This is a genomic window from Bacillus sp. FSL H8-0545 (genome assembly GCF_038006105.1).
Lineage (GTDB): Bacteria > Bacillota > Bacilli > Bacillales > Bacillaceae_G > Bacillus_A > Bacillus_A cereus_U.
The window spans coordinates 4,727,099-4,751,847 of the sequence record NZ_JBBOUO010000001.1; the positions used below are offsets into that span (position 1 = coordinate 4,727,099).

Sequence of the window (24,749 nt, forward strand, 5' to 3'; positions counted from 1 at the left end):
CCAATTTTTCAACTAGCCTTTTTTCTCAACGAAACATCGCCTCTAGAATTTTTAGTGGCAAGTTTCCGGCCTATTTTTATTGATGGAATTTCAATAAATTTATAACATAAGACCGACACAACCATAGTAAATAAGAAAGAAATTAATAAAATTAAAGGCACTGATATCTTTCCATAGAAAATATGAACTGTTGTTAATAGAACAATTGGATGTACTAAATAAAGACTATATGATATTTCCCCTATAAATTGTACTGGTTTAATCAGTAATAATTTAGAAAATAGTTTTGAACTTAGAGCGGATAGAATAATTAAAACTGCACCAAAACATATATACCAATCGATAATAATAAGATACAAATCATAATCAATTTCACCAATTAGTTTGGAAAGTAACATAAATGGGATACGGGGATAGCTAAAAAATAAAAGACCTAAAGGCAATAATATATATTTTACTTTTGAATTAATAATTTTACTCACTAAATATTCTCTGTTTTTGGCTAGTAGTGCACCAATAATAAACATTGAGCTATAATGTAATGTGATAAAGTAATTGGTGGATACTGGCATATTAAATTCGCTTGGAATGTTCTTCATTAATAAATAACCAATAACTGATAAAAACATCGCTATCCCAATACTTACTTTCCAGTTTACTCTAAGTAAAAGAAAAATAATTAAAGGAAACACTATGGAAATTCGCATCTCGTGAACTAATGACCAAATCACCATAATAAACGCATCAGAATTAAATTCTCTCAAGAATAAAATATGATCTATTACTCTATTAAAAGAAACTTCTATGTTCCATGAACCCCATTGTACCAAACCAGGAATGGCACCAATTTTAGAATGAATCCCCAATTTAATTCCTATTGCAATAAAAAGAATCACAATATAAGGAATGTAAATCCTACAAACTCTTTTAATAAGATACTTTAAATAATTAAATTCCGTCCCTTTATAAAAAGGCAAGGATAGAACAAATCCACTTAACACAAAAAATATAATAACAGCCGAATGACCTTGCCATAATATAGAAAAATAGGCCCCAAATGTTGAATACATTACCTTTTTACCTAATATCGGAAATAATGCTAAGAAGTGTCCTAATAGAACAATGATTGCAGCAATACCCCGAAGGGAATCCAATTCTTTATAACGTCTCGTCATAATTCTTCCCTCTGTTCTAAAATAAAATTTATTAATCTAACTATTAAAATTTAATTATCCTTATAAGGATAACTAAATTTTATAATTATTACGTAAATTAATTAATCTAATACAAAACCCTTGTGTGAATGGCAATATATCGAATAACGTAGAATATACACCTATATCCTTCGTATCACCTTGAGAGAAGTCGACCGCTCCGTTTCTTCTTGTCACTCCCATCAAATAACCGATAGCTTTATCTGCACTTTCCAAACATTCCTTTGAAATATCTTCTATCTTTGCTGCATTCAACATAAACCACCCCAGTGTGGATGTAGCGGAGGAATCTGGTCCGCATTCGTTTCTGGTTACAGTCCAATTCCAATTGCCTTGTTGTTGAAATTTCATCGTAGCTTTTGCAAATTTACGTACACTTTCTTCTAATACAGGTTTATAGCCGTTGTTTTCCGGTAATTCATTCCACGTATCTATAAGACCTATAGCAAACCATCCAAGACCTCTTCCCCAGCCATATAAACCTAGAGGAACTTTATCTTCTAATCTATAAGCATGACATGGTATATGACTTAAGTTTAACATTCCATATGTTTCATATTCTTTAATCTGCTTTACAGCCAAATCTATACACTCACTTTTGTTATACCTAATACCGTAAGTCACTAAGAATGGACATATGAAACCAATGGTATCTACGTATCGATACCCCTTCATAAACTTTCTATATTCTATCGTACCATCCTCACCTATATGCTCTTGTATCATTTCCCAAGTAGCATCCAAAGCTTTTTTATATTTATCTATCTCCTCAAAATCCAGCTTCATAATAGCATAAGCAAGTATTGCCCCATCTACATACTGAGGTTTGTGTACCCACTGACCGTTAGAATCAAATTTGGAGTTCAAAAACTTTGTGATTTCATGTTTTACTGCTCTGTCATCATTATATTTCAGGTATTCAGACAACCCTAATATTAAAGATGCTTCTTGCCAATGCTGTATAGCGCTTTTCGTATAATTTCCTTTCAACATATCAATTGCTATTAATCTTGTGTTATCAGTTACCTTAATCTTTGGTGTTTTATTTAACCACTTAACACCTATATGAGTGATTGACTGATTCCATAAGCTTTTATCCGTATATCTTCCTATTTTTATTCTTCCCAACCAATTCTTTCCTATAGGAATGAAATCAATCACTACAATAATTGCGATTACGGCAAGTAACACAAAGCACACTGCCTGTATAACCATATAATTATGTCCTTTCTATACTACTTAAATAATGTATATAATTTTTTTATCTCCGACTCGGTTCCTAGCTCTTCATCTGATAAGTTCTTTATTAACTTATTTCTTAATTCTTCATTATGTATTAATTTCTTAATTCCCTCCGAAAGTGAGTGAGCATCCATGTCTATCATCAGCCCATTTTCTTCATTTTTAATTTGGTCTTTAGCTGTACTGAAATTTGTTACCACTATTGGTTTATGCAGTATTTTTGCTTCGTCTATTGCGATAGATTTTCCTTCGAACCTGGATGGTTGTACATATATATCTGCTTCTCTTATATACGGATAGGGATTTTCTTTCAGTCCTAACAGTAAAAAATGATTTTGAAGGTGATTTTCTTCTATCATTTTTTCTAACTTGCCTCGCCCTTCCCCTTCTCCAATGATATACCACTTGATTTCATATCCATCTCCAACCAGATTCTTACATGCTTCTATAGCCAAATCAAATCCTTTTTCATGACTTAACCTTCCTACAGAAACAAGCTTTACCCCTTTACGCTCTAGATCTACCTTTTCCTGTGACATTTTATTTATCGTACTTGGAGATACGATGTTATGAATAACACCTATTTTGTCGTTATATATAGAAAATCTTTGTTTTAAAACATTGGCACATTCCTCAGACACCGTCACTATATGATCCAATGAACGAAAATAACCCATATCAATGTTAGGATCCATTCCTAATTTGTCATAATCAGTGTGTATAAAACCAATTTTCTTATTCGCATTTACTTTGTCTATACAAAAGTAAACTGGGTTTTTTTCTAAGTACCCAATCGCTACATCATACTTTTTACTTATATTCTGTAAAGATTTTGATAGATATCGCCATACTCTCTGTTCACAACGGGCTTTGTTTTTTTCACTTTTAAATATGTAACCCGCACAAACCCTTGATAAGGCTATATCTAGTCTTCCTTGTCGCAAGCATTTCATGATAGCTGCTTTTATCGGCATATCAAACAACTGATACTCAGAAGGTTCTTCCAATACATTCACTTTTTTAGGGATTTTATTAAGGAATAAACCTTCATGCTTAAATAAAAATAAATCCACATTATAGCGAGAGTAATCCATCGTATTCAACAGAGAGATTAATGACTTCTCAGCCCCACCGCAGTTCAAATTATTGATAACAAATAATACGTCTTTTTTCATAATAATCACCTTTTAAAGAATTCCGTAGAGCTTATTTATTTCTTTTTCGGTTCCTAACTTTTCTGTAGATAAATTATTTACGATTCTTTCCCTTAATTCTATATCTTTGATAAGCCTTTCAATTTCAGTTGCTATTCCTTCTTCAGACATCTCAGCAATAATTCCGTTTATTCCATGATTCATTTGATCTTTTGCAGTTTCAAAGTTGGTCACCACTATCGGTTTATGCAATATTTTTGCTTCATCAATTGCTATAGACTTACCTTCATACCTAGATGGTTGCACATATATATCTGCTTTTCGTATATAAGGATAGGGATTTTCTCGAACACCTAAGATTTTAAAATGTTGGGATAGATGATTATCTTCTATTAAACTTTCTAATTTATCTCTTTCATCCCCATCCCCTAGTACATACCATTTTATCTTGTATCCTTTTTCTAGAATTAACTTACAAGATTTCACCGCTAAATCTAAACCCTTTTCATGACTTAATCTAGCGACAGTAATAATATTAGTATAATTTCTATCAAACAAACTATCATCTTTTATATCTTCTTTAGATAAATCATATATAATCCTAGGAGCTACTATATTATATATAACCGTAACTTTATTTTTTAAATGTGGAAAGTTTTCCTGTAACGATTTTGCACACTCTTCTGAAACCGTTATTAGATTATCTAGTTGTTCAAAATATGGATTATCAAACTGACGATCCATACCTGAATTCGAGTAGTTTGTATGTATCCATCCGGCCTTTTTTTTCGCATTCACTTTATCAACTACAAAATATATTGAAGACTTCTCAAGATAACCAATCGCTACATCGTACTCTTTCCTTAAAACTTCAAATGACTTACTTTGATATTCCCATGTATACTGTTCTGAAATAGCAGCATTCTTTATCAATCTATTCTTAATGGTGAACATCAATCTTGAATATACCAATTTAATTTGCCCATTCTTTAAAAAGCCCATTATTGAATTTTTAAGGCTCGATGCAAATATTTTATAATCACTTGGCAAATCTAATATATCTACCTCTCTTGGTATTGAATTCATGAATGTTCCTGTTTTACTAAACAAAAATAAATCTACATCATATAAACTGTAATCTATTTGTGATAGTAGATTTATCAAGCTTTTCTCTCCACCACCAGTAGATAAACTAGGCATAACAAATAGTAGTTTTTTTTTCATAATATACCCCAAATTAATTAGACAATTCTTTCAAATACTCTACTGCTTTGTAGGACATTTTCTTTACATTAGGTATGGATTGTCGTAGCTTTTGCCTTATCTCCTCTTCCTCTCGTACCATCTCATCAAATCTTGCTTTTAATTTATTACTATCAGATATCTCCTCTATATCTAAAACTAATTTTTCTTCCCCAAATATATCTTTAGATATCCCTTTGGACTTTACACTATATCCCAATACCATAGTCGGAATAAAACTTGAGTAAGCAGCTATAGTTGCATGCGTTCGAGCTCCTATAAAGAAACGCATTCTAGCTATATACCCCTTATACTGTATTGCATTTAAGTTATCTGGTAACAGAATCACTCTGCCTGTGTCCTTAAATTCTTGGTAATATTTGTAGAGAACTTCGTAATCATTGTTCCCATCTTCAATAACGTGAGGTGTAAGAGCAATCGTCATATCTGTAGTATTTAATATATGATTAATTAACTCTCTTACCGCAACTTGAGAATTCTCATTTCTATTCCATACAAGCGGGCTAAAATTAAGACCCATTGTATTTCCTTCCTGCCATCCATTAGGCAACTCCAATTCTTCTTTTTCCATTGTAAACGCAGCATCAGCACACAATTGAACATTATTTAATCCTTGTTTTTTTAACATATTATAGGTAAGACTTTCGCGTGCTAATATTAAATCAAAGAGCTTTAGATCTTCCAACTTTCTTTCAGACATATCCTCTTCTCCTATAGAACATCCCCATAGTACTAGCTTTTTCCCCTGCATTTTTACTCTTCTGTCAATCTCATACCACCCAGGTTGCTCTCCATAGCAATAATTATCCCCTCCGATAGATAAACATACATCGGAACTTTTTATATGCTTTATTATGTTATGATGAATTTTCCCTAATGCATAAGACTCATCATTAAAGAGTTTTACTTTAACTGAGGACAATAACCAATCATATGAATATTTTTTCAGACTGCGGCTAGAGCCATCATATATATAATCTAACTTATTGATTACCTTATCTGTTTCAGGTCTATCTGATGCCAAACATACTTTTGCTCCATCTATTTTTTCTTTTATAATATTTGTAGAAGCTCGAACTATCGCTTCGCACCCTCTATTCAAACTGCCCCCATGGGCAAACATCATAAACTTCACACTAAATTCCTCCAGTTTTATTTATTTCTAAGCCTGCTGTAAGAGACTGCAAAGTATAACCCCACAGTAGATTTTCTTTTAATCATATTTATTAAAAATTTCTCATATCTACCAAGCTTGCTATAAGTTACTTCACAATATAGTGGCAATGCCTCTCTAACATATTTATTGCATATCATATTTTTTATGTATTCATATCTCTCACTAAACCGTATTTCCTTAGACGGTTCAAAATAAATATATACGTAGGAAATTACACTATTTATAAACTTTCTTGATTTCAATTCACGTATCTTTGCCTTATCGACCTTTTCGATGTAAATTTTCGGTAGTTCCATATTATATACTTCTACAGCTCGCTTGAAATAATCTTTTTTTGAGATATCCCGAGTTGCGCTACCCGCTACATCCCTATAATAATATCCCGTATAATCTATATATTCCATATTAGTTGCATTACTAAAAAATTGAATATTAAACATTCCATCTTCTCCTAATGCGACCTTCTCTGGAAACTTCACATTATTTTTCGTTATTATGCTATTTTTATAAATTTTGTTTACAGCAGTATTTAAATTATCGCTTTTAAGAAAATAGGGTAATATCTCTTTATTTATATATTCTTTTTTTAGAACGATATTAGTTGGAAATGGATATTCAATTGTTACCTTATGCCCTTCAATCTCACTTCTTAAATTTGATATAATTACATCACAATTGCTTTGTTTTGCTGAATTATACAGAGTTTCATACATATCCGCTTCTACATAATCATCAGCATCAACAAATCCAATATATTCACCATTAGCTATAAGAAGTCCTTGATTCCTTGCAATACTCACACCTTGATTTTTTTGATTTATAAGTATAATCCTGTCATCTAGTGCCCTATACTTTTCAATAATCTCTACGCTATTGTCCGTTGAACCATCATTAATAAAGATAAATTCGCAGTTATGAAGCACCTGATTTAACAGTGATTCTATACACCGAGTAATATATTTACCAGCATTATAAACCGGTATAATTACACTGACATTTCTATTCATGGGCAAATCACCCCTTTACTTTGAATCCCTTATACTTTCATTTTTAAAAATTTTTGTAGTTGTACCAATACACTTAATAAACTTTTAAGCCTCTATAATTTCATACAACTTATTTAATTCATACTTATTACTATAATCAATATTACTACAATTGTTAGCTAACTGCTTTCTTACGGTAGCATCCTTATACAATTTTTCTATTCCATCTGCTATTCCTTCAACGGATAATTCCGTAATATATCCGTCAACCCCATTTTTCACTTGACTGTTTGCTGTTGTATAATTTGTAATTAGGACTGGTTTTGCAAGTATCTGAGCCTCTCCTACTGTAACAGCTTTTCCCTCATATCTAGATGGTTGGACATATAAATCAGCTTCTTTTATATATGGATATGGATTAATTTGCTTTCCTAGCAACACAAAGCTATTTTCTAATTTCAAATCCCTTATTAGATTTTTAATCATTGTTTCGTCTCCACCATATCCAACTACATACCAGGCTATATTCTCATAGCCTTTATCTTTCAATATCCTTAAAGCCCTAACAGCATTATCGATTCCTTTTGCATGAGATAGTCTAGCCACAGTTATAACTTTAAAACGGTTATCAAGAAGCATAGGGGTATCTATTTCTTCATTCGCCATGTCTCTAATAAACTGCGGGGAGGTTATATTTTCCATTACTATAACCTTATTTTTTAATGCACTATATTTTTTTAAAAATGAATTTTTGCATGCCTCTGATACAGCTACAATACAATCAAATTTATTCCATACTTTTAAATCCATCTCTATATCTGTCTCAATTGTAGAATAATCTGTATGAATCCATGCTATTTTTTTCTTAGCCTTGACCTTATCTGCTACAAAATAATGCGGCCACAAATAACTAATTGCAACATCATACTCTTTATCTAGTTTAGGTAAAAATGGAATAGCATATTTCCACATTAATTGCATTTGATAATATCCTGTCTCTACTATTCCTTTAGCTTTTCCTGCAAAACGAGTATTTATCTTAGATAAAATTCTAGAAAATCCAATGCCATACTCTTTATCCTTTAAAGTTTCTCCGATTGACTTCCTAAAGGTGGTGTATTGTGGAACTTCTTCTAATAAATTTACCTTGTTACAAACTAATTCCATAAAATCCCCTTGATGTCTATACAGCATTAAATCAACAGCGTATTTTTTGTAATCAAAACCCTCAAGCATACTTATAAGGCTTCTTTCTACTCCTCCAACTTCCATATCAAATGAGGCCACCAGTATATCCTTCATATATGCCTCCTAATTTTTTGTAACAAATTTTCTTATCCGCGCTATATTTTCTCCACCTATAACCTTAGATGCTAACAGTTTTAAACCACTCTTCAATCTTGCTTTAGGTGGTAACCAACTTTTATAAAAATGATGCATTGCATATGTATTTGGAGTAATAAATTTTCTACAGTTAATATAATCATATGGAGAAAAATATGTTTGAGGATAGAAGGCTCCTATCCCACTTATTTCTTGATATTCTCCATTCAACTGTAATCCTTTATTTTTTAGTATCTCGCTTATAATGGCCACATTGGTTAAACTGTCATACTTTCCATCCTCTTTAATAAAACTTTTTTCTTCGTATGAATCTAGAAACATTCTTATTAACACATTTCCTTTAGTCGCTCCTATTGTACTTGTAGCTATATAGTTCTCTTGTTCAAATCCCCAAAATGAATCATGATGTAGCATATCATCAAAAGATTTGAATACCTCCACATCCGTATCTAAGTAAATTCCTCCAAATTTATAAAGAGCGTATACTCTTACATAATCACTTACAAATGCAAATTTTTTGTATTCATAGGCTTCCTTGACATATAAATTACAATTTATATCAAAATTATCTTCATTCCACTCAATTATTTCATAACCAGCTAAATTCTCTTTCCAGCTATCTATACATTTTTTTACTATTATAGGTTTTTCTCCTTTACCAAACCAACAATAGTGAATGATGCGTGGAATCTTTTCTGTAAATGCCAACTCAGTATCCCCTTTCTAAACTATATAGAATAATATACCTATACACCTAAATTTCCATATTTCATTGATCAACTAGTCATTAACATATTTCAACTTAAAAAACTTAGAAATTTAAAAAATTACTTTTATAAATAATGTTTAATGTTATTACATTCTCGTATGCATAGAAAATAAAATAAAATACTAATATTGCATAATAAACTAGTTTTTGGTCTTTATCAGCAAATAATTTTATAATCCATGAAATTAAAATTAATTGGTATAATCCAAAATATATAGAAAATCTTGCAAAAATCCAATTTTGTGTTGAAATTATCATGAATACAAGTCCTAATATAGACATATTTACTACATAGTCACTTTTAGGAAATATTTCCCTAAGTTTCTCTCTTCCAATGTAAGCAATAATAATTGGAGGAATATTAACTCCAACTCTAAGTATATTTGCTCCGCCCTCAGAAAAGTTCTTGTAATCTCCATACTGACTATCTCCTATGACTGAGAATAACGTATCTAAAAATTGATTAAACCCTATAACTATGAATACAGAGCAAAAAAGGGTTACATACGTTTCCCATGACCATGCTTTTCTCCTAATCATAAAATATATTGGAATAAGGATAAGTGCAGTTTGATGTATTGTTGATGCAAATAGAATAATTAGAATATACTTTTTCCAGTTACCTTCAAATATATATTTTGTTGCAGCAAAAATAATTGCTGCTGCAAGAAATTGCCTTATCCCATTCATTGATATTAAATACATTCCACCTGTTATATATACATATAAACTTAATTCGAACATTCTTGTATATTTATATAAAACCAACACAATAAGTACATTTGTTATTAGTGCCGTTACAAAAATCAATATTTGAGGGTCATTAGAGAACTGTTTTAAAATCATCTGAAGCACATTAAAACCCATATCTTTTCCTTCTTTTATATGTTCCCAATCAAACGTATCTTTTTTATAAGAATACATATAAAAAAAAGTATCCCCGATATTATTACGGAGACCAGACACCATTACAAGAATAACTATTGTTAAAAATACTAACAGCTTATTTGGCTTTGATTGAACAATGTGTGGTCCCATTATTACAGGAGTAGAAAAATATCTTGCTAAAAAAGAAAGAATATAAACTAAGACCAGCGTAACCCAAAATATAAACATTTTTAAATTCCTTTCATATTATAGATTGCAAATATAGAACTCTTCGCTATTCTTTAACCAAATAATTCAATAATATAGCCTATCAAGTCCTATATTTCTCTTACAATCTAAATACATGTGACAATAAAATACATAGTTAATTAAAGACCTACTATTTATTTTTCAAAACAGTAGCTTTACTCGTCTTTTGAATATAAAAATGAAGCATAATCCCAAAAGGTGTAGCCACCAAAGTAATAAGCTTACATGGGGACTCAATAAGAAATTTATAGTTTTTGATCATCAAGTTGCTAGATACATAATGTATAGATTCTCGAAATTTTTCTTTTAATGTAGGAGCATATTTCATAGCAACTTTTCTAAAGAATGAGAACCCTTGGGGGTTTTTTCTATATTGCTTAATAATGTTCATGCTAGATCCATCTGCTAAATACTCAACATGACAAAGAACTTTATTCATGATGAGTAAAGGCTGCTCTTGATCAATAAGAATATATTTATAACTTAAAGGACAGTACTTTTCGCCCGGAAATATTGGATATGGTGGGGTTTTTCGTGTTAACTCTGATCGATAAACTAACTTTTTATCACCTGTGACTTTATATTTCGCATGCAAATCTGTCAGTTTAGATTCCTTCACATGTTCCGGCATCATCGTTCCAATAACTTTTCCATTTGGATTAGCGTCTAATCCTATTATGCCAGCGTAATCATTACTTCCATACTCCTTCCAAAAACGAGTGATATTTTCAACGGCATCATCCGCCATATAATCATCAGAATCAATACAAACATTAAGTTCCGTATCAATTAATTCGTAAGCAGTATTATGTGCCCCGTGCATTCCCTGATTCTCTTGATAATGATACTGAATTGAGATACTGCCTTGGGAAATCCAATTTTCTATTAACTCTCTTGTGTCATCTGTAGATCCATCATCAATAATTAACCAAACAAAATCCTTACTTGTCTGTCGCTTTAAACTTTCATAACATAAATGCAGCGTGTAAGCACGGTTAAATGTAGGTGTAAAAATTGTAAGAGTAGGTTTCAATTTACATCTCTCCATCAATCATCTAATCTATTAAAATTCATCCCCTAATATTGTTAATATACTATTTAATACTAATCTATCAGGTCTTACATATTCATGGTAATATCTATAATTGTTAATCATCATTTGATATCTATAATTTTCATCATTTGATAAAGTATATATTTGATTTATACATTCTTCTGGTGTTTTAAAAACAAGATAATTTTGACCATCACGAAAATCACCTGGGACTTCATAATGTAATTCTTCTGTTACTATAGCCTTGCTTGCTGCAACATACTCTGCAAATTTCCAACCAATAGATTGATGTAATCCCATAGTTGCAATACAAATTGCAGATTCTTTTACCTTTCTTAGGTAATTATTCCGTTCAGTAGCTTTTCCGTCTTCTATAACAATATCTGCATAATTTTTATATGCAAATTCTGATGGTGCTACTCCTCCATAAAATTTATCTCCAAACTCTTTTCGACAAAGTCTAATGCATGTTGCTCGAAAATCATTAATATATGCACGTTCTTCCTTTTTATTCGAAGAAATTTGCCCTTCATAATCTCCATTTACATCCCATAGCCTAGCCATAAAAAGAATTTTTGAATCTATTTCTTTATGAGGTATATCTTCAAAAGAATTAATACGATATAAACCATTGTAATATTGAGACAACGGAACCTTCCGTATTATTTTCTTAATTTTCTCCCTAAGTGGATCTTGAGGCATCGGTGAATGCGCAATATTTCCAGGTATTGTAACCATATAATTTAATCCAAGAGGATAAATTTTTTCCTTATGCCTTAACTTTGAATTATAAAAACTATTAAAACTTCGCTTAAAGTAAAAGTCGTATTTTTCTAACAACACATTCATAAACTCAACATAATCCTGATTTTGCTTAAGCAAATTATCATAACCATCATTAACATCATATAACACTCGAGTTTTCCCGTTGATTATAACTTCCATCATATTATAAGGTAATTGATCTTGATGATTCTTACTAAGTTTCTCTATCCTCAAGTCTATTACTCCTTGTTGAGCAAGTAGAACAAAACCTGCAGTTATATTATAGAGATGCAGCGGAACTTCTCCTAGCCTAAGACAACATGAAACTCTTGACATCATTGTGCTCCTTTTTAATCCTTTAGACATTATTTAAAATATAGAAGTTACTATTAATTAAAGCGCTTGAAGATAAAAATTCTCAAGCCAAGTAGCCGATTCACTTATATCATATCCTTCTTTCTTGATATATCCTTCTACATCTTGCATACGTTTATTGACATCCAATATATCCTGCGCCCATATTTCGGGAGAGGTATTTATGCTTTCAAAACTCACTAGACCTGCTCCCATGTCTACTTCTTTAGTTATCGCATCCGAGATTACACAAGATAACCCAGCTCCTTGCGCTTCTATAAGAGTAACAGGCAATCCTTCATGAATGGATGGGAATGCAAATACATCAAAAGCTTGAAGTAAATGGTCGATATCGCTCCTTATGCCAAGAAACTTTACATTAGCCCCTAAATTTAATTCTTCCACTTTTTGTTCACTCTTTAACCGTAACGGACCATCCCCCACCAAAACAAGAACGGAATCTCTTCTAAGTTTAACTAACTGAGCAAACACTTCTATAAGGAATCCATGATTTTTTTGATGCGCAAACCTTCCTACATGCCCTACTACAAAGTTATCAACTGTAAGATTTAATTCCTCTCTTATCTGTTTTCTAATTTCGGGGGAAAATGAAAACTTTTCAGGCTCAATTCCATTTTTTAAAATCGTGGCAGTATCTGTTTTACCTGCAAATAACCAGCGAGATGCTGCATCCGAGCATGCTAGAAGATGTGTCGCACTTCTTAATATATACTTCCCTGCATACCACTTATATACTTTCGCAGCAACTCCACCTTCACTGCTAGTATTGTGACTATGTGCGATACGAACTGGTATACCGGCTTTCTTAGCTGCACGTAACACAAATCCACTCATCTTATCCATGTGTGAGTGGACAATCTTATATTCTTGATGAGATTCAAAAAAATTATCTAAAGACTTTATGTATTCGTTATGACCACCATCAGTAATATATGGAATCCTGTGCACTTTCCCACCTAATTCTGATATTTCTGTATCAAAAACACCTTCCTTACAAGTAAGAAAATCAAACTGCACTTTATTTCGATCTATATTCCTGTACAAGTTCATAATAAGGGTTTCTGCACCACCACGGTTCATATTGACTACAACATGTAAGATTCTTAATGGACAATCCAATCTAACGCCTCCGTTCCACTCATAAACATGGTGTAAATATAGCTCTTTTCTTCTAATACTTTATTGACGGCATAATTATTTTTAATAATCTCACGACCAGACTCTCCGAATATGCCTTGTAAGCTACTATTTTCAGCAAGATATTTTATCTTTTCTGCCATTGTCTGTATGTCTTCACGACCTACTGTCCAACCATTTACACCATTTTGAATTAACTCTTTATGGCCCCTGTTCTCACTAGCTATAACAGGCAATCCGCAAGCCATCGCTTCCATAATATTAACTGGTAACCCCTCACGTAGACTGGATGCAACAGAAATATCACAAATAGGTAAAATTTTTGCAATATCATTCCTATAACCAAGGAAATCTATCATTTCAAATACGCCCATTTTTTTAGCTAAATTTTTGCAATCATTTATCAAAGGACCATTCCCAGCCAATAGAAGCCTCGCATTGGGAACATGATCTTTTATTAAGGCCAATGAACGAATCAAAAACTGCTGATTTTTATTTTTATTAAACTCAGCCGCATAAAACATTAAAAAATCATCCGGTTTATAACCCATCTCAATCCTTAGACAATTCTTTTGAGCCTCACTAACTGGTTTAAAATATTCTGTGTCCACTCCCACCCCATGAATTTGTTCAATTTTAGGTACTTTAAACTTTCGCTGAACAGCCAAGTTATAATCTTCTTGGTTAATTGTAATGAGGCAATCTGTATAATTTGCTAGCATTTTTTCAATTGGATAATATAACAGCCAATTTGCAAGCGGGGCACCTTTACAAAAATGAAATCCATGCGCAGTATATAAAACTTTTGTTCCATGCTTTCTAGACTTTCTTGCTGCCAAACGTGCAACGGCTCCCCCCATCGGGGTATGGCAATGAATAATTTTATATTGATTTTCATCAATAATATCTTTCAGCTCTTTATAAGCCTTAATATTCTTAAATTGCAAAGGTGACCTTTGAATAGAAATGTCATACTTCTTATCCACATATGGAAGTTCCATGTTGCCAGCAGCAGCAACATGGACTTCCCAGCCTTGTTCTTTAAACCATTTCATATACGGCAAATGAAATGCTTTAAAGTGAAAGTCTACCGTCGCACAAAATAATACTTTATTTTCCATATATATATCACCCTACAATTGTTATATTGTAACTAACCACCTGTGCATACTTCATTCTCATTTCTCTACATAGTAAAACATAAGTCTAAGCATATATATGCAGATCAAAATCCATATTTACATCATATTTTGTGGAGTTATATGACTATTTGCCAATGTCAATACACGTTTTCTTAATTCCGTCTTCTCGAGATTCTTATAAGTTTGGAGAACTGCTTCAATTTCGTTTATACAAAGGTTCGATGTTTTACCTATATAAATTTTAGGATGAATTTGTTGTTCATGTATTTCTTCTTTTTTCAATAGTTCTTCAAAGAGCTTCTCTCCAGGTCTTATTCCAGTGAACTCTATTTGTATTTCTTCTAGCGAATTTCCTGATAATGTAATTAAATTCTTCGCAAGATCTACTATTTTCACAGGATCTCCCATATCTAACACAAATATTTCTCCACCTTTAGCTAATGCACCAGCCTGTATTACAAGCTTGGACGCCTCTGGAATTGTCATAAAGTAACGAATCATATCTGGATGTGTAACCGTAACTGGACCACCTTGCTTAATTTGTTTTTTAAACAACGGTATAACACTACCGCGGCTTCCTAATACATTACCAAATCTTACAGCCACAAACTTTGTATTACTTGTTTTGTCCAAGTTTTGAATTACCATTTCAGCAAGCCTTTTTGTTGCTCCCATTACACTTGTCGGATTCACAGCTTTATCTGTAGAAATCATTACAAACGTCTCGACTCCATTCCAGCTTGCCGCTTTTGCCACGTTTGTTGTCCCAATTAAATTGTTTTTGATAGCTTCTTCGGGGTTACGTTCCATCAATGGTACATGCTTATGTGCAGCGGCATGATAAACAACTTGAGGCTGATATTGACTCATTACTGACATCATTTTCAGATCATCCTGTACATCAGCAATTTCTGTGGTAACGACAATATCTGTGTCACCGTATAGCTCTTTCAATTCCATTTCGATAGAATAAATACTATTTTCACCATGACCTAATAAAATCAATTGTTTTGGGTTGAATTTTGCAATTTGACGACAAATTTCAGATCCAATTGAACCACCAGCACCAGTTACTAAAATAATTTTATTAGTAATAAATTCTGAAATACTTTCAATATCCAATTCAACAGGATCACGTCCTAATAAATCGTCTACTTGGACATCACGAAATTCATTCACTGAAACTTTTCCAGTCACTAAATCCTCTAGCATTGGAAGAATTTGTGTTTTTATTTTTGTCTTGGAACATTCTTGAAAAATCATATTTAATGCTTTCTTGCTAAGTGAAGGAATTGCTATTATGATGCTATCGATATCTAATTGCTGAACAGCAAATTCAATACGGTCAATTCCTCCAATTACCGGTATTCCAAGAATATCCAACCCTTGTTTCTTTATATTATCATCTATAAATGCCACAGGCAGTAATTCAGTATCATTACTATTCAAAAGTTGTCTTACAACCATTGTACCTGCAGAACCCGCACCAATAATTAGTGTTCTTTTTTTGTCCTCCCCTTTTTGAATATAAGCATCTCTGAACATCCGCCATAGAAAACGTGATCCTCCAATCAGTAAAATATGAATCATCCACGTTACAACAAGAAGACGGAAATAAATATCTTGAACCAATATTTGTTGTACTACTGCTGTTGTGATAACAGAAAGTGTGATTGCTTTTAAAATAATTAGCAATTCTCCTACACTTGCATACTCCCATGCTTTTTTATAAAGCTTATAAATAAAAGAAAAAATATGATGGCTAAATAGCAGCGTCATTGCACTCACTACGATGGGAAATGTTATGACATTGAAATCAGCACTTACTAAGAAGCGACTAAAGAAAACCGTAGTTAATACGATTAAGGAATCAATTAAAATTAATAAGGATAATCTCTGGCGATACGTCATAATAGGCCCCCCTCTCTAAATTTTTTATATATAATAAAAGGAAATCCTCATAATTGTTATCTTAGAATTAAAAGATTTATATATTGAATATGTCTAGCTAAACATATAGACAAGGAAAATAATCAATAACCAACTAATACAAAGTTCCTATCTACAAAATCCTTTAGAAAGACTTTCTAGACAAGAACTTCAAATAAGTTTGGGCATCCAACCCTCCCTCACACCACACTCTTGACGACTAACGTCTAAGGTTCTTCAACCCACAGTATGATCGAGTGTCTCCATTGATAGTGGTAAGGAGACATCACCGTACCCTATAATTTTTTATAGGTAGTCTTTCATTCTCTACTATAAAATATATGAAAAGCTTCTCATCCTTACGTCACCCATTAGGAAAGCGCTGTATTATTATTTTATGTATAATCAATTCTAATAAATCTCTTATACTTTTTTATTTAGAATAGCCCCTACAAGCTTTCCTTTTGTTAAATCTAAGGCCCTATTCGCTTCAACAACTGCTTCACTAGCAGTTTGATAGCAACTTAACACCAATAATACCCCATCACATTGACTAGCTAGTATATTTGTATCTATAACCTCAAGAAGGGGCGGAGAATCAAATAAAATAATGTCATACTGCTCTATTGCTTTGCTAATTAAATTTTGCATAGATGGTAAACTAAGCATCTCAGCTGGATTATTAATTTCGGGACCACTTGTCAATATATGTACATTTTTGATTTCTGTCTGCATTACCACTTTTTCTAATGCTGCTTTTCCCTCCAAAACATTTGTTAATCCAGATTTATTTTCCATTCCAAAAATCGCATGTAGTTCCGGAGTTCGCAAATCCGCATCAACAACTAAGACTTTTTCATCTCGCTGAGCCATAGAAACCGCCAAATTTGCCACAGTGGTGGTTTTACCTTCTCCATATCCAGGAGAAGTAATAATTATAGTTCTTGTTTTGTCCGTGCCAATTGCAAATTGAAGGTTAGTACGAATTGTTCGATATTCCTCAGCCATCTTCGATTTCGGAGCGATATGAGCAATTAAATGACTATTATCAAGGATACGGCTTTGCTTTTTATTATGAATCAAATGTTTTCCCCTCCACTATTACACTTTCTCTCTTACTTGTTTTATCTACTATATTATTTTTCTTCATTTGAGAAACACTTCCTAAAACGGGAACCGGTAATAATTTTTCAATGTTACGTTCCGATTTAATTGTTTCATCAAGAGAATCCAATACAAAGACTACTCCGATACTCAGTATAAGACCGGCAGCCAAGGCCATCTCAATCGCTTTTGCATGATTCAAGTTTATCGGTAAAGGATGCTCTTGTACTTTTGCTTCTGTTAAGATGCGGACATTCGAAAAATTTAGGATAGCATTGGCTTCTTCTTTATAAACATTTGCTGTAGCATTGGCAATTTTGACTGCCTGGGCTGGATTAGTATCCACAGCCGTAATAACAAAAACCTGTGACTCTTCAATCTTTCCAACACTAACCTGTCCATTCAATGCATCTGCTGATTTTTGCGAATTTAATTGCTGGGCCACTTTCTCTAAAACAATAGGTTCCTTTATCATCACTTTAAGTGTAGCTATAGCATCAGCATTAGCTGGAATGAGGATTCTTGCAGAAGACGCATATAAAGGCGTTTTCATGAAAATGCTATATATACCACCAATACATGCCGCTAATATCGTAATCACTGCAATAATCCAAAATTTTCTTTTTATAACATTAAATAAATTTTTTAAGTTTATTTCCTTTTCCATGTTTCCCCTCCATTACTGTCTATTTAACTAATAAAAAAGCTAATCGCTGGTAAATCAAATCGTATAACCTAAGTTAATTTTGATTATATCGAACATAATTTACTAAATCATAAGTAGAATGAATTTTCTGAGTATACATTTCATTCGGAAAATTCACTCCTTGTTTCTTTAATCTTAATATACTCATTTAATATTCATTTTAGTTCTTGATAATGAACCCGTCAATATAAATTTATACATCAAATCCAACAATTACCTGAGTATATTTAATTCAATTATCCTTATATAAATTCAAAAATAACTTCATAAATAATTATTTCAAATGAATTATTTTATTCATATATTGATATATTATAAAAACTATTTAAAACTGAATTAAACAATATCCTACAAGTTTGACGACTGAAAAAAAGAAGTATTATTAAAAAGCTAATTCCAAAAACAGATTCACCTTAACTGTTTACCCAACATATTGATTCTGATCCATAAAAATTTTAGCATCCTTTTCTACAAAAAAAGACTTCATTTCTAATGAAGTCTTTTTTGTATCGTTAAAGCTTAGTTACAAACCATTGCGCTTTCCACTAACTTTTTCATATAATCTAATAGCTCCTTTTTTAACTCTTCGTGTTGCAGTGCCATTTCAATTGTTGTTTGAATAAACCCTAGTTTTTCTCCGACATCATAGCGTTTTCCTTCGAAATCATATGCAAATACACGTTGAATTTCATTTAAACGCTGAATCGCATCTGTTAACTGAATTTCTCCGCCTGCCCCTGTTTGTTGATCTTCTAAGAACATAAAGATTTCTGGAGTTAACACGTAACGCCCCATAATCGCTAAGTTAGATGGTGCTGTTCCTTTAGCAGGTTTTTCAACAAATTTACTCACTTGATAACTGCGATCCTTTTGCTCTATCGGATCAATAATACCATAGCGATGCGTTTCATTCTCTGGAACAGTTTGAACACCAATTACTGATGATTGTGTATTCTCATATTGATTCATTAATTGGCGTAAGCACGGCGTATCCGCTTGAACAATATCATCACCAAGTAGTACCGCAAATGGCTCATTTCCAATAAATTTACGAGCACACCAAACAGCATGTCCTAAACCTTTAGGCTCTTTTTGGCGAATATAATGAATATTGATCTTTGAAGATTCTTGTACTTTTTCAAGAGTTTCATACTTTCCTTTTGATAGTAAGTTTTGTTCTAATTCAAAGGAATGATCGAAATGATCTTCAATTGCACGTTTTCCTTTTCCTGTTACGATAATAATATCTTCAATTCCAGACGCAATTGCCTCTTCCACGATATATTGAATTGTTGGTTTATCAACAATTGGTAACATTTCTTTTGGCATTGCTTTTGTTGCTGGTAGGAAGCGAGTCCCTAATCCAGCTGCTGGAATAATAGCTTTTCTTACTTTTTTCAATGATATTCCTCCTAGTAATCTAAAACATATTTATATAAACTATAAAATTTAACCACTATAAAAAGAATTAAATAATTTAATTACACTACTATGTAAAAATAAATTATCTATCCTCTGTTTTAATTTTATGATTTTTGCCTACTCATATTTCCCACATTATTATTCTATAACTAAAGATATTACTAATACAAAATCAATGAAATATTATATCGATATCTCTGACAATACCTTCTTATTCTATTTTAACTTTTTTTGTACTTGTTCTTCTAAAATATTTTCCCACTTATCACCAACAACATTAAAAGTATATCTTTCAACATTCTTTTTAGCCTTGCGACCATATTCTTTTCTTAATTCTTCAAATTCCATTAAGGTCATTAATGAATTAGCAAGTTCATCAATATTTCCTTCTTCTACAAGCAATCCATCTTCTTTATTTTTAATTATTTCGACAGGCCCTGTACAAGCAAAACTTACACAAGGAACTCCTACTGACATGGCCTCAATTATAACCATTCCAAAAGGTTCGTATCTGGAGCTTAAAACATAAATTGATGAATTAAGCATCTCACCAATAATATCATTCGTTTTTGGCATTAAGAAAATATTATTATAGGCTTTATAATCAAAAATCTGTTGTCGAAGAAGTTGTTCATCTTCTCCCGAACCAAATATTTTCAGCTTCCAATCCGGATATTTCTCTATAACTTTAGAAAACGCAGGGACTAAAAGGTCAAAACCTTTCTGAGGTACATATCTACCCGCAGCAATCACTACTTTTTTATCTAGTGCAGCTATTTCTTTAGGAACCGCTGTAGCATTTTCTACTTTATATAACGTTACCCCAGTTCCCTTTAATAGTGATTGATAGTCGCTAATTTCTGAATCTGTTAAACATGTTAAAGCATCTAATTTCCCATAATATTTTTCAATTTTATTTTGTAAACACTTTTCATGACCACCGAAATACTTATGTTCTTGACCAATTTTAATTACATTATTACTTACAAATCTAGTTGCTAAGATATTAAATGATGGTATTGTTGTAATTAAGATACCCTCATTAATTTTCCTTAGAGCCGCAATAATCTTAAAATCGACAAAGAGATTAAACATATGATATAAATCTTCGCTTTTATCTATGAAATAACTAGGCATTTTCAATAAGATCTTTTTTATTACTTTCTGGTAAAGAGGTGTGTTTCTCCCAAATAATTTTCCTCTTCTAGCATCAAAGATAGGATTAAGCTTTACTTTTTTATTAATATCGAACATCGGTTTTGCACTCGTTCTTCTAACACTGACAATCTCCACATCATAATTTTGAGAGGCAAAATAGTTAGCAGTATTCACAACTGTTCTTACAGTTCCCCCCATTCCATAAATATTATATACAAGAAAGGTAATTTTCATCCTTATATACCTCACTATTTCTTTATTTTTCATTTGATATTTTCTTGATTTCTTTATAAATTCGTTCAAAGTTCTTTTTATCATGACGCGCATAATATTTTTTAGACTTAATGAGGTACTTAGGTTTATATTTAAAATCTTTTTGAACATACTCATTAATATATTTTATTACTTCATCTTTTGTATATGCTATATCTCCAACTAACTCCCTGCTCAAATCTACATAAGATCCCCTATGTTTCAAATAATCATTGACATCAAAATGATAGAAAATCGATGGTTTTTTCAAGTAATTAAAATCAAACACAACACTTGAATAATCTGTAATCATTAAGGAACTACTTTGCATCAATTCTTTTACGCTTTCTTCGCCTAATTTAACAATTTGTATTCTCTTATTTAAAGATGAAAATTCATCTTTATATTTTTTTTGTATTTCGATATGTGGAAAGAATTTTAATACTAAATCATTTTCCTCTAATAGATTATGCAACCTCTCATCTTTTAATAATTGACTATAATGCACATAAAAATCTGATGCTAAAAATTCTTTTTTTGAATCAATAATCCAATCTCTCCATGTAGGCATAAGAAGAATCTCTCGAGTTTTTCGACTTTTACTTTTATCTACTAAAGAATCAAATCTAGCTAATCCGGTAACCATCACTTGATCCTTTTTAAAATTCATTTCATTTATCATAATATTTTGTTCATGTGTAGAGGAAACAACGAATTTTTTAATCATTCCATTATAAGACTTTCTATTAAACTGCAATTTTTTCATTGCAATAATACCATGTTGTAGATAAATTACTTTCTTTAGATTACTTCCCATCTTAGGATGGACAATGCTTGGAATAACATCCCTAATGCCATGACTTACGATAAGATATTCACTTAAATGATATAGAACAAGGTGTTTAAAACTATCATACCGCAGAACCTTTTCTTTATACGGTTCTAGGTTGGCCATATTTTTGTTATTGGTTGTACTCACATAATAGTAATTTTCTGAGGTTTTATTCTTAACACAAGACTCAAAAAAAGCAAATCCATTATCTTGCGCAACTTCCCCAAAATTTTCCCCAATAAGCCATACTGGTTTCTTTCGAAATTTACTCCATACTTTAGCAACTCCTCTGGCCATTAAGAATTTTATTTTTTCTTTTTTTCTTTCATGTGCCTTTAAGCTCCTTATTTCAAGTGACATTATCTTATCCTTTTTATTAAAGAACGTAGAACAATATAAGCCACTTTCCATTTTTATCGCATTTTCTTTAAAAGTGGAGTTTTTATTGATAATATTTATATCCTCACAAAGTACCATTGTTTCCACATTATTATTATTAACATTCGCAGCAAAGTACACATCCCATTTCCCTGCATCATGAAGCTCATTTACTTTCATAAATGATGAATTAATATAAAATAGATACTCATTAAGATTATTTAATTTACCTTTCTGTGTTACAGTTTGACCAGTTTTCTTTTCCTTAAAAACTAACCTTGCATCTTGCAATTCAAGCTGTTTTTCTACCGTTGAATAAATTTTGAGTTTTATATTATCCTTATTTACATCCATTTCAGTACAATAGGATTGTAAAGAATTCTGTACAGACACTGATAATTCATTTTGATTTGTATAATAGGGCTGAATTTGTATCGGATGCCCATTAACATTCCGGTTTAATGAAGGATAAATAATTGCCTTTGCTTTATTCTTTATATCATCTAAATTAGATATGAATTTAAACACAATATTATTTCCATTACCCTCAATATAAATCATAAACTGTAAGTTTACTTCACCAATTGTTTCAATATCAAATGAATCCCAATCATATGAGCTATTAAAATAATAGCCTCCGTCTCCTTCTGAAAATTCATTTATACAATTGATTTTTAAATCCATAGATTCCTCATGAAGATACACATCTTTTAAAATATAGTTAACATCCGGAATGCTTACAAAGCCTTTTAAGATTAGCTTACTCGCTTCATAATCAACTCTAATAACATCACAGTATACTCCTTCATCTCTAACCAATACTGCTAAATTATTATCTAAAGTAACATATGGTCGAATTCTTTTTATAGTACCGGATTGGGAATAAATTGTTTTAGGTATAACTACAAAGTCCATTTTAGCTTCTAGGATAGAATCTAGATTTAATGGAACTCTATCTTTAACCCCGCTCACTTTAAAACTTAAGAACACATCCCAAATTCCCTTTTCTTCAAAGGAATCACCTTCTTCAAACGCTATTGTCTTTGTAAAAGAATGGTTTATTATCCTAATAGGATGTGATTGGTGTCTTTTCGTATCTCGATGGATAAACAATAACTCTACTATCTGATTTTCCGCATCCACCATACAATTAAATTGCACGAATCCTTCGATAGTGAGCTTGTTCTGTCCTAAATTTACAGTTTTAATTTTAGTAGAAACCATTCTCTCTTCATTTTTTTCAATTTTAAGAATTAATTCCTGTTTATTATTACGAGAAAACACGTGATAATACAATTGATCATTATAACGAAAATAATGTCCAACTACTTTTTTTTCTTGTTTATTTTCAACCTTTATTAATACAGACTTGCCATTAAGCTCCCCTTCGCAATACAATTCCCAGTTACCTTCATATAAAGGATTTCCCTTTAAATTCAGCGTTACTTGATATTCACTTGTACTGTCATTCACTTTTAAATCTGTTAAGTTTTTCACTTCTTTTGTAAGGCCATTTTTCAAAAAGAACTCTTTTAAATAAACCTCTCTACGCTTAGACTTCGGGGAGAAATCCCCCAGTATTACAAAATCTTTTTCTTCATTTTCAAAAATTTTATTTGCAGAGACAACAATACCTACAGAGTCTTTTCTACTAAATTCAACAAACTGTTCAACTGAATTAATCGCATTCACTTGAAAAATTGTGTTATCAGGACATATAAAGAATTCCTTCTCCAAATTGTTATATACATGAAGAACAACAATGTCTTTATCTAGTTGTAAATAAACTTTTAATTTTCCATTATTCATTATTTCGGAAAGTCCCGAAATTGGTAGAACACATATAATTCTATCTTTATAGATTTTCATACTAGATAGTGATAACTGTTTTTTAGAATTTCCTTTATGAATAAATAATCCCTTTAATCTCTCATAAATATCTTGCATATTTCCATCTGTTTGTATAGAGATTTCAAGTTCGATGCTTTTATTTTGCGTAATTTTCATTTCTTCCAATAACACTTTTACTTTCAATTCAATCTCACCTTTCATCTGTTAACAGTTAAATCCACTATCCGACTACTTTGTGTCCATTCCTCGATTTACAATTTATGTTTTATAACTTATATAAAAAATCATCCTAACTACTATCATTAGTAAGAGTGATATTAATATATTTAAATAAATAGATAACAGTATACTTATTTAT

General features: G+C 31.6%; 19 protein-coding genes. All 19 read right to left on the minus strand.

Going from position 1 to position 24,749, the window contains the following annotated elements; translation table 11 throughout:
* Positions 1-8 precede the first annotated feature (8 nt).
* The gene (locus MHI07_RS24840) at positions 9-1,175 is read right to left on the minus strand and encodes an acyltransferase family protein (protein WP_340826714.1); all 1,167 of its coding nucleotides are present in this window, start codon (positions 1,173-1,175) and stop codon (positions 9-11) included.
* Between the two features lie 72 nt (positions 1,176-1,247).
* Entirely contained in the window at positions 1,248-2,429 is a 1,182-nt protein-coding gene (locus MHI07_RS24845) for a glycoside hydrolase family 88 protein (protein WP_105589828.1), read from the minus strand.
* Between the two features lie 20 nt (positions 2,430-2,449).
* Entirely contained in the window at positions 2,450-3,631 is a 1,182-nt protein-coding gene (locus MHI07_RS24850) for a glycosyltransferase (RefSeq protein WP_199709305.1), read from the minus strand.
* Positions 3,632-3,643: 12 nt separating this feature from the next.
* Positions 3,644-4,834 carry a glycosyltransferase gene (locus MHI07_RS24855; RefSeq protein ID WP_340826715.1) on the minus strand — a complete coding sequence of 397 codons (1,191 nt, stop codon included), beginning with the start codon at positions 4,832-4,834 and terminating at the stop codon, positions 3,644-3,646.
* 13 nt (positions 4,835-4,847) lie between these two features.
* The gene (locus MHI07_RS24860; protein ID WP_105589831.1) at positions 4,848-6,008 is read right to left on the minus strand and encodes a polysaccharide pyruvyl transferase family protein; all 1,161 of its coding nucleotides are present in this window, start codon (positions 6,006-6,008) and stop codon (positions 4,848-4,850) included.
* A 17-nt stretch (positions 6,009-6,025) separates the two neighbouring features.
* Positions 6,026-7,057, minus strand: coding sequence for a glycosyltransferase (locus MHI07_RS24865; protein ID WP_107887169.1), 1,032 nt, complete (start codon positions 7,055-7,057; stop codon positions 6,026-6,028).
* An 84-nt stretch (positions 7,058-7,141) separates the two neighbouring features.
* Positions 7,142-8,338: a glycosyltransferase gene (locus MHI07_RS24870; protein ID WP_340826718.1), complete on the minus strand. Its 1,197-nt coding sequence runs from the start codon at positions 8,336-8,338 to the stop codon at positions 7,142-7,144.
* A 9-nt stretch (positions 8,339-8,347) separates the two neighbouring features.
* Positions 8,348-9,088 carry a glycosyltransferase family 32 protein gene (locus MHI07_RS24875; RefSeq protein WP_105589833.1) on the minus strand — a complete coding sequence of 247 codons (741 nt, stop codon included), beginning with the start codon at positions 9,086-9,088 and terminating at the stop codon, positions 8,348-8,350.
* Between the two features lie 103 nt (positions 9,089-9,191).
* Complete coding sequence (locus tag MHI07_RS24880; RefSeq protein WP_340826719.1) at positions 9,192-10,265, minus strand: EpsG family protein; 1,074 nt, start codon at positions 10,263-10,265, stop codon at positions 9,192-9,194.
* A gap of 151 nt (positions 10,266-10,416) precedes the next feature.
* On the minus strand, positions 10,417-11,319 hold the full coding sequence (locus MHI07_RS24885; protein ID WP_070145562.1) for a glycosyltransferase family A protein: 903 nt from the start codon (positions 11,317-11,319) through the stop codon (positions 10,417-10,419).
* 30 nt (positions 11,320-11,349) lie between these two features.
* Positions 11,350-12,441 carry a hypothetical protein gene (locus MHI07_RS24890; protein ID WP_070145563.1) on the minus strand — a complete coding sequence of 364 codons (1,092 nt, stop codon included), beginning with the start codon at positions 12,439-12,441 and terminating at the stop codon, positions 11,350-11,352.
* A gap of 57 nt (positions 12,442-12,498) precedes the next feature.
* On the minus strand, positions 12,499-13,599 hold the full coding sequence (locus tag MHI07_RS24895) for a glycosyltransferase family 1 protein (protein WP_340826721.1): 1,101 nt from the start codon (positions 13,597-13,599) through the stop codon (positions 12,499-12,501).
* Positions 13,584-14,738 carry a glycosyltransferase family 4 protein gene (locus tag MHI07_RS24900; RefSeq protein WP_340826722.1) on the minus strand — a complete coding sequence of 385 codons (1,155 nt, stop codon included), beginning with the start codon at positions 14,736-14,738 and terminating at the stop codon, positions 13,584-13,586. The genes MHI07_RS24895 and MHI07_RS24900 overlap by 16 nt, the downstream gene beginning before the upstream one ends.
* A gap of 117 nt (positions 14,739-14,855) precedes the next feature.
* Positions 14,856-16,670 (minus strand): polysaccharide biosynthesis protein, encoded by a 1,815-nt coding sequence (locus MHI07_RS24905; protein WP_105589837.1) that lies wholly within the window; start codon positions 16,668-16,670, stop codon positions 14,856-14,858.
* Between the two features lie 441 nt (positions 16,671-17,111).
* Positions 17,112-17,771: a CpsD/CapB family tyrosine-protein kinase gene (locus tag MHI07_RS24910; protein WP_002184562.1), complete on the minus strand. Its 660-nt coding sequence runs from the start codon at positions 17,769-17,771 to the stop codon at positions 17,112-17,114.
* On the minus strand, positions 17,761-18,459 hold the full coding sequence (locus tag MHI07_RS24915; RefSeq protein ID WP_044439499.1) for a YveK family protein: 699 nt from the start codon (positions 18,457-18,459) through the stop codon (positions 17,761-17,763). Before MHI07_RS24915 ends, MHI07_RS24910 begins: the two co-directional genes overlap by 11 nt.
* Positions 18,460-19,017: 558 nt before the next feature.
* Complete coding sequence (galU, locus tag MHI07_RS24920; RefSeq protein ID WP_340826724.1) at positions 19,018-19,899, minus strand: UTP--glucose-1-phosphate uridylyltransferase GalU; 882 nt, start codon at positions 19,897-19,899, stop codon at positions 19,018-19,020.
* Positions 19,900-20,136: 237 nt separating this feature from the next.
* Positions 20,137-21,345 (minus strand): glycosyltransferase family 4 protein, encoded by a 1,209-nt coding sequence (locus MHI07_RS24925; RefSeq protein WP_233152496.1) that lies wholly within the window; start codon positions 21,343-21,345, stop codon positions 20,137-20,139.
* The gene (locus tag MHI07_RS24930; protein ID WP_340826727.1) at positions 21,335-24,592 is read right to left on the minus strand and encodes a CDP-glycerol glycerophosphotransferase family protein; all 3,258 of its coding nucleotides are present in this window, start codon (positions 24,590-24,592) and stop codon (positions 21,335-21,337) included. The genes MHI07_RS24925 and MHI07_RS24930 overlap by 11 nt, the downstream gene beginning before the upstream one ends.
* Between the last annotated feature and the right edge of the window lie 157 nt (positions 24,593-24,749).